Genomic DNA, 6,604 nt, shown 5'->3' on the forward strand with positions numbered 1-6,604 from the left:
ATGACGATGAAGACATCCACGATCCGGCGGTCCGCGATCGCGGTAGCCGCACTGACGATCGCCGCACTCCGGGTTGGCCGGGTGTTCCTCGAGCGGGACGGCCGACAGCGGAGGCTCCGCGAAGGGCACCGTGACGCTCTGGCAGCGTGACGGTGGCGTCGACCTGACCGACCAGGTGAAGGCCTACGAGAAGGCGAACCCCGGCATCACGGTGAAGCTCTCCACGATCCGGGCCGACCAGTACCTCACGAAGCTCGCGAACTCCGCTCGTGCGGGGTGGTTCCGGACCTCGTCAGCTACGACATCGTCAACACTCCGCTGCTCGCGACCCAGGGGCTGCTCGCCGACGTCACCGACAAGGTGAAGGGCCTGTCGAACAAGGGCGACCTCGCGCCTGCCGGTGTCGAGATCGGCACGCTCGACGGCAAGAACTACGCCCTGCCCGTGGCGCTCACCGGTTCCCAGATGTTCTGGAACAAGTCACTGTTCACGAAGGCCGGCCTCGACCCGACCAAGCCACCGACGTCCCTCGCCGAGGTGAAGGTCGCGGCCGAGAAGATCCAACACTCGGGAGGCGTCACCGGGTTCTCGACCCTCGGCGGGGTCGGGCAGGCGTGGACCGGGTTCCCGAGCTCGTGGGCGAAGAGCGGCAGCGTCCTGACGGCCGCCGGCAAGAGCCAGAAGGCGGAGTTCACCAGCCCGGAGCTCGTCCGGGATGGTCGACTGGTACGGGACATGTGGAAGTCGGGCTCATGCAGAAGACCGACCAGCCCAACCAGGACCCGGGCAACGTCGGGCGGGAGAACGCCCTGAACGGCAAGGTCGGCATCGTCTTCGGCGGCGCGAACACCCTCACCGCCAAGAAGGCGGACTTCGGCAGCGCGGTCGGGATCCCCGGCGTGGACGGCGGCTCGGGGTCGTTCCTCGGCGGTGACGAGATCGGCATGACCGCCGGTGCGAAGAACGCCGACGGCGCGTGGTCGCTCGCTGAAGTGGCTCGTCAGCTCGAAGAAGGCCGCCGAGATCGATCTCTCGCAGGGCTGGATCGCGCCGGACCTCACGGTGGCGAAGAGCCTCGCGACGGTACGACTGGTCAAGGACATCGTCGACACGCCTCGCGATCGGCAAGCTCCCGAGGAAAGCCCTCGCGTACAACGCGGTCATCAACGACCCGAACGGCCCGTGGGCTGCGGCAGTCCCAGAAGGTCATCTTCCAGGGCGCCGAGGCGAAGACCGCCCTGGCGAGCGCCGAGAAGCAGGCCAACTCGCTCATCGAGCAGGCCTGCAGCCAGGTCGGGCGAGCTGACAGCCGTCACCTCCTCGGCGCTCGTCGGGGTCGCGGACGGGGGCAAGCGCTCCCGTCCGCGGTCCGCGAGCCGTCGTCGCCAGACGCTCGCGTGGGTGCTCGTCGCGCCGGCGCTCTCGTCCTCGCGGTCGTGTTCTTCGTCGTGCCGATGGTGCTGCTCGTCGGGATGTCGTTCTCGAACTGGCCGCTGCTCGGCAAGGTCAGCGTCGCCGGCGTCGCCAACTACACGCAGGCGTTCCAGGACACCGCGTTCTGGCGTTCCTCGGCTTCTCGCTGCTCTTCACCGTGGTGTCGGTGCCGCTCGGGATGGCCGCGAGCTACGCCGCAGCGACGATGGTCCGCGGCGAGGCGACTCACGTCTCCTTCGTACGGACGGCGTTCTTCATGCCCGTGGTCATCGGGTTCACCGCCGCCGCGTACATGGCGAACGTGCTCCTCGTGCCGGGGACCGGCGTGATCAACATGCTCCTGAAGTCGATCGGCCTGACCAACGGGGACACCGCCTGGTTCACGTCCCCGGACACCGCGTTCTGGGCGGTCATCGTCCTGACGGTGTGGAAGTCGATGGGCGTGCGGTGATCCTGCTCATGGCCGGCATGCAGGCCGTGCCGACCGAGGTAGGTCGAGGCGGCGAAGATCGACGGGGCCGAGGTGGTGGCGACGCGAGGGCTCCGTGGTCTTCCCGCTCGTCCGGCGACAGTTCGCGCTGTGCATGCTGCTCGCGGTGTCGGGCTCGATCCACTGGTGTTCGACCAGTTCTGCGATGCTGACCGAGGGCGGCCCGAGCGGGTCGACCACGACGACCGTGATGGCCTACACGTACCAGCAGTCGTTCGTCCGCTACGACCTCGGCTACGGCGCCGCCCTGTCGATGATCCTCACCGTGATCATCCTCGTCATCGCCCCGATCGTCCAGCTCCGGGACCCTACGCTCCACCGGACAGGAGGACGACCGATGAGAGCGCCACCGACGTGACCAAGACGGACGACCGCAGCGTCCCGACGCGACGCGAGCCGCGCCTCCAGGCCGGACTCGCCGGACCACGCCGGGCCGGACCGGCCTGCCGGGCGTCACCCCGCCGCGACGTCGTCGGGTGCACGCGAGCGGCGTCGCGTACGTCGTCGTGGGGACGGTGCTCGCACTGCTCTTCCTCGCGCCGGTCCTGTACATCCTGTTCCGGTCGTTCCTGCCGGCGGACGCCGACGCCCAGGGGATCGGGTTCGAGTCGATCGCGACGCTCACGCTCCGGAACTACACGAAGGTGTTCGACCCCTCGGTCGACCTGCGACAGAACATCGTCAACTCGTTCGTCGTCGCGATCTCGGTCGCCGTACTCGTCGCAATCGTGTCCACGCTCTCCGCCTACGCGTTGTCGAAGATCCGGTTCCGCGGGTCGACGGTCGTGTTCGTGCTCCTGCTGGCGCCGCTCGTCGTGCCGTTCCAGGGCCTGCTCACGCCGCTGTCGATCGTGCTCGGCAAACTCGGGCTGCTCGACTCGCTCGCCGGCGTGGTGCTCGTCCTCGTGACGCTCCAGCCTGCCGTTCTCGGTGTTCGTGATGCGGAACACGTTCGACGGCATCCCGTCCGAACTCGAGGACGCCGCGGCCATCGACGGTGCCGGCACCGGGCGGATCCTGCAGTCGGGTGATGCTCCCGCTCGCGTGGCCGGGGCTCGTCACGACCGCACTGTTCGGCTTCATGGCCGGGTGGAACGACCTGCTCAGTTCGGTCACGTTCCTGTCGACCGACAGCAAGTACACACTCCCGCTCGCGCTGTCGAGCGCTTCGTCCTTCAAGATCCCCGGCGTGCCGGTGATCGACCAGGCTCTGCCGCCGTCGCGTGCGTCGCGACGGTCCCGGTGGTCGTGCTGTTCCTCGCACTGCAACGGTACTACACCAAGAGGTCTCATCGGAGGATCCATCAAATGACCATCACGGACACCCCGACCACCGGCACGGCTGCCGACGCTCCCACCCCGGCGGTCGCGCACCGGCCCTGCCACTCGGGAGCATCACTCCCGACGGCTGGCTACTCGACCAGCTCCGGCTGCAGGCCGACAACATCACCGGGCAACTGGAGGCGCTCTGGCCGACGTCGGACCGGACAGCGGCTGGCGCGGCGGGGCAGGTGAGAACTGGGAACGCGGGCCGTACTACCTGGACGGCCTGGTGCCGCTCGCGCACGTGCTGCACGACGACAGACTGCTGGCGCTCGCGACTCCGTGGATCGAGTGGATCCTCAGCTCGCAGCGCGAGGACGGGTTCTTCGGACCGACCGGCAACGACGATTGGTGGCCGCGGATGGTCGCGTGCAAGGTGCTCACGCAGCGCGCCGACGCCACCGGGGACGAGCGCGTCGCACCGTTCCTGGCGCGCTACTTCCGGCACCAGCTGTCGCACCTGCCTGCCCGGCCGTTGACGTCCTGGGGGCGTGCCCGCGGCGCCGACAACGTGCTGTCCGTGTGGTGGCTGCACGAGCAGACCGGCGAGGACTGGCTGCTCGACCTCGTCGACTTGCTGGCGGCACAGACGGTCCGGTGGGACGAGTACCTGGCTGGCGACCTCAATCACCGGCGCCGCGCGGGTGCGTTTCTCGCACCGGACGCACGGACCGAACGTCGCGATGGGGCTGAAGACCGGCGCCGTGGATGCCCTCCGCGACCGCGACCTCGCCGGACACGCCGCCCGCACCGAGTCGGCGTTCGGGAACCTCGACCAGTGGCGCGGGCAGGCCCACGGGTGGTTCTCGGGCGACGAGTGGCTCGGGGGACCGGCTGCGACGGCGGGCGTCGAGACGTGCCAGGTCGTCGAGATGATGTTCACCCAGGAGGTCCACGCGCAGGTGTACGGCCGGGCGATCGACGGCGACCGGCTCGAGCACCTCGCGTACAACCTGCTGCCGGCGTCGAGCGACCCGGAGATGCGCGGGCACCAGTACCTACCAGCAGGCGAACCAGGTGTCGGTGTCGGTGGCCGATCGGGAGTGGAGCTTCTCGTCCGACGACGCCGGGATCTTCGGCCTCGAGCCGCACTTCGGCTGCTGCACGGCGAACCTGCACCAGGGGTGGCCGAAGTTCGTCGCGAACTCCTGGTTGCGTGATGACGACGGGCTGCGGGTCGTGGCCTACGCGCCCGTGACCGTGCAGACGGCCGTCGGGCCTTACCCGGTGACGATCCAGGTCGACACGGCGTACCCGTTCGACGAGACCGTCACCATCCGTGTAACGACCGAGCGGACGGCACCGTTCGCGCTCCGACTCCGCATCCCGGAGTGGGCCGACGACGCCCGGCTGACGGTCGGCGGTGCCCCGGTGGCGCTCGCCGGTGAGTCGCGACTCCGGCCGAGGACGGCTACGTGACCCTGGAACGCGACTGGTCGACGGCCGGTGACGTCGTGCTCGTCCTGCCGATGCGGGCGGGTGACGCGACGCGAGCGGCGGGCAGCATCGGTGCGGCTCGGGCCGCTGACGATGGTGTACTCGCCGGGGGAGCGCTGGGTGGAGCACGACGGTTCACCGGGCATCGGGGAGTGATCCACCCGCGCGGGTCGTGGAACTGGGCGCTCGACCAGGTCGGTTCAGCCGCTTCGTGGCGGGTGACCCGCAGGACCGTTCCGACGGCGCCGTGGTCGCTCCGCGACCGGCGGGTGCTGCGGTCGTGCTGCACGCGCCGGGCGCCCGGGCGACCGAGTGGCGGATGGCGGGAGCGCAGGCCGACGTTCCCCCGGCGAGTCCGGTGCTCGACCACGGGCCCGATGACGACCTGCGGCTCGTGCCGTACGGGTCGGCGCGGCTGCGGGTGACGGAGTTCCCGGTGATCGGGAACTGGCGAGACGTGGACGATGTGGAGGAGCCGGGGCGGTAGCGGGAGGCAGCTTTCCGGACTGGAGGCGCGGTGCCGGTTGGCACCGCGCCTGTCTGTCCGTGCTGGCCGAAGGTGGCCCGGTGAGTTCCTCGGACATCCGGTTGGCTACCGCGAAACCTCGGTGTCGCGGATCTCAAGGCTGCCCTGTTCTGAGCCGTGTCGCTGCCGATGTCGGAGTTGCCCGCAACATGCACGACGTGATCAGGAGCGTCATGACGACCCACCCGGTGATGGCGAGCGGCCCGACCAGGCGTTGGTCGAAAGGGGGGAAGAGGATGGACTGGTACGTGGCGAAGCTGTTGAGAGCGGCGTGTGCGAGCACGCACGGCAGAAGCGATCCGCTCGCAAGCCGTAGCCAGCCGATCAGCACACCCGCGCCGACGCAGCCGATCATCATCCTTGATGATCCCGAGCGGATTGCGTTGCTCGTAGTTCAGGCCGAGCAGAATCGCGGGGGCGTGCCAGGCCCCAGATAGCGCCGCTCGCACTCAACGCCCATCCGGGACCGAGCGGCAGTAGTTTCGGGAGGAGCCAGCCGCGCCAACCGACTTCTTCGCCGGTCGCAGCGATCGCGGTGATTGCAATCCCGATCGGGAGATTCAGCAGCTGAAGCAGCGCCAGGAGCGCCATCGGCATCGGCGGTTGCTCGCCCGTGACTCGAACGATGAGTTCTTTCGCCACAGATTGTTCGGGGTCGAGCTGCACCCACCCGAACAGCATCCCGAGGCCCCAACTGCCGGAGATCAGCACAACAGCTCCGGTGACGCCGGCGAGAGCGAAGCGCCGGAGCGACGCGTGAAGAGTCCGTCCAGCCCAAGCTCAACCAGGATCTCTTTCCCACGGCGACGTTGGAGCGCGACCGCGACCAGCAGTGCTGCGAGAGACCCGGTGTGAACATCATCGCCACGGTCCCGATGTACGCACCGGGGCTCCGACTGAGGTCCGAGAGGTCCGCGCTTGCCTGGATTGCTGACTGAGCAGCATCCGCCGCACCGTAGGCCAGGGACACGAACACGCGCTGATCGCACCCCATCGGGTGCCCCGCGAGCTCCCAGCTGTGGTCTCCCCTTCGTCCTTTCGCGCCGTGATCTGCCTCATGCTGCCTCCTTGTCGGGTCGTAGCAGCCAGTAGGGAACGACTGCCCACGCCGGAGCCCGCCAGGATTGCCCACCACGCTGCTGGTGCCACGGTCGAGGCCGCGACTCCCGCGATGATCGGCCAGCTGATCGCCACGGTAGCGATGAATCCACCGGTCACCGCGCAGGCGATCCGACCTTTTCGCCGATCTCGAGCGAAGGCAGATCCGACCGCCGCGATGAAAGGGGTTTGCACGGCAGCAGAGAGCTCACCGTCCCCAGAGGCGTTCCGTACCCACCGGGGCTGCCGTCTGGACCGAAGGTTGTAGCGATCCGGTCAGGCAGCCGATCCCACCA

General features: G+C 68.9%; 13 protein-coding genes. 11 read left to right on the top strand and 2 right to left on the bottom strand.

Annotation, left to right across the window (positions count from 1 at the left end):
* Window positions 1–6: 6 nt before the first annotated feature.
* From ACZ8AI_RS18200 to ACZ8AI_RS18250, 11 genes are all read left to right on the top strand, one after another.
* Complete coding sequence (locus tag ACZ8AI_RS18200) at window positions 7–150, top strand: hypothetical protein (RefSeq protein ID WP_464859323.1); 144 nt, start codon at window positions 7–9, stop codon at window positions 148–150.
* Window positions 131–364, top strand: a complete 234-nt coding sequence (locus tag ACZ8AI_RS18205) for a hypothetical protein (RefSeq protein WP_464859324.1) — start codon at window positions 131–133, stop codon at window positions 362–364. The genes ACZ8AI_RS18200 and ACZ8AI_RS18205 overlap by 20 nt, the downstream gene beginning before the upstream one ends.
* Window positions 277–813 carry an ABC transporter substrate-binding protein gene (locus tag ACZ8AI_RS18210; RefSeq protein WP_464859325.1) on the top strand — a complete coding sequence of 179 codons (537 nt, stop codon included), beginning with the start codon at window positions 277–279 and terminating at the stop codon, window positions 811–813. Before ACZ8AI_RS18205 ends, ACZ8AI_RS18210 begins: the two co-directional genes overlap by 88 nt.
* Complete coding sequence (locus tag ACZ8AI_RS18215) at window positions 753–1,763, top strand: hypothetical protein (protein ID WP_464859326.1); 1,011 nt, start codon at window positions 753–755, stop codon at window positions 1,761–1,763. Before ACZ8AI_RS18210 ends, ACZ8AI_RS18215 begins: the two co-directional genes overlap by 61 nt.
* Window positions 1,745–1,885, top strand: coding sequence for a hypothetical protein (locus tag ACZ8AI_RS18220; RefSeq protein ID WP_464859327.1), 141 nt, complete (start codon window positions 1,745–1,747; stop codon window positions 1,883–1,885). The genes ACZ8AI_RS18215 and ACZ8AI_RS18220 overlap by 19 nt, the downstream gene beginning before the upstream one ends.
* A 94-nt stretch (window positions 1,886–1,979) precedes the next feature.
* Complete coding sequence (locus ACZ8AI_RS18225) at window positions 1,980–2,282, top strand: hypothetical protein (protein WP_464859328.1); 303 nt, start codon at window positions 1,980–1,982, stop codon at window positions 2,280–2,282.
* Between the two features lie 118 nt (window positions 2,283–2,400).
* Window positions 2,401–2,955, top strand: coding sequence for an ABC transporter permease family protein (locus tag ACZ8AI_RS18230; protein ID WP_464859329.1), 555 nt, complete (start codon window positions 2,401–2,403; stop codon window positions 2,953–2,955).
* The gene (locus ACZ8AI_RS18235; protein WP_464859330.1) at window positions 2,955–3,236 is read left to right on the top strand and encodes a hypothetical protein; all 282 of its coding nucleotides are present in this window, start codon (window positions 2,955–2,957) and stop codon (window positions 3,234–3,236) included. The genes ACZ8AI_RS18230 and ACZ8AI_RS18235 overlap by 1 nt, the downstream gene beginning before the upstream one ends.
* Window positions 3,237–3,930: 694 nt before the next feature.
* Window positions 3,931–4,407 (top strand): hypothetical protein, encoded by a 477-nt coding sequence (locus ACZ8AI_RS18240; RefSeq protein ID WP_464859331.1) that lies wholly within the window; start codon window positions 3,931–3,933, stop codon window positions 4,405–4,407.
* Entirely contained in the window at window positions 4,400–4,666 is a 267-nt protein-coding gene (locus tag ACZ8AI_RS18245; protein ID WP_464859332.1) for a hypothetical protein, read from the top strand. Before ACZ8AI_RS18240 ends, ACZ8AI_RS18245 begins: the two co-directional genes overlap by 8 nt.
* Before the next feature lie 190 nt (window positions 4,667–4,856).
* On the top strand, window positions 4,857–5,171 hold the full coding sequence (locus ACZ8AI_RS18250) for a hypothetical protein (RefSeq protein ID WP_464859333.1): 315 nt from the start codon (window positions 4,857–4,859) through the stop codon (window positions 5,169–5,171).
* A gap of 133 nt (window positions 5,172–5,304) precedes the next feature.
* Here the strand turns inward: ACZ8AI_RS18250 and ACZ8AI_RS18255 are convergent, their stop codons facing one another.
* On the bottom strand, window positions 5,305–5,568 hold the full coding sequence (locus ACZ8AI_RS18255) for a CPBP family glutamic-type intramembrane protease (RefSeq protein ID WP_464859334.1): 264 nt from the start codon (window positions 5,566–5,568) through the stop codon (window positions 5,305–5,307).
* Window positions 5,565–5,921: a CPBP family glutamic-type intramembrane protease gene (locus tag ACZ8AI_RS18260; protein ID WP_464859335.1), complete on the bottom strand. Its 357-nt coding sequence runs from the start codon at window positions 5,919–5,921 to the stop codon at window positions 5,565–5,567. The genes ACZ8AI_RS18255 and ACZ8AI_RS18260 overlap by 4 nt, the downstream gene beginning before the upstream one ends.
* Window positions 5,922–6,604 lie beyond the last annotated feature (683 nt).

The organism is Curtobacterium sp. AC273 (assembly GCF_979253735.1).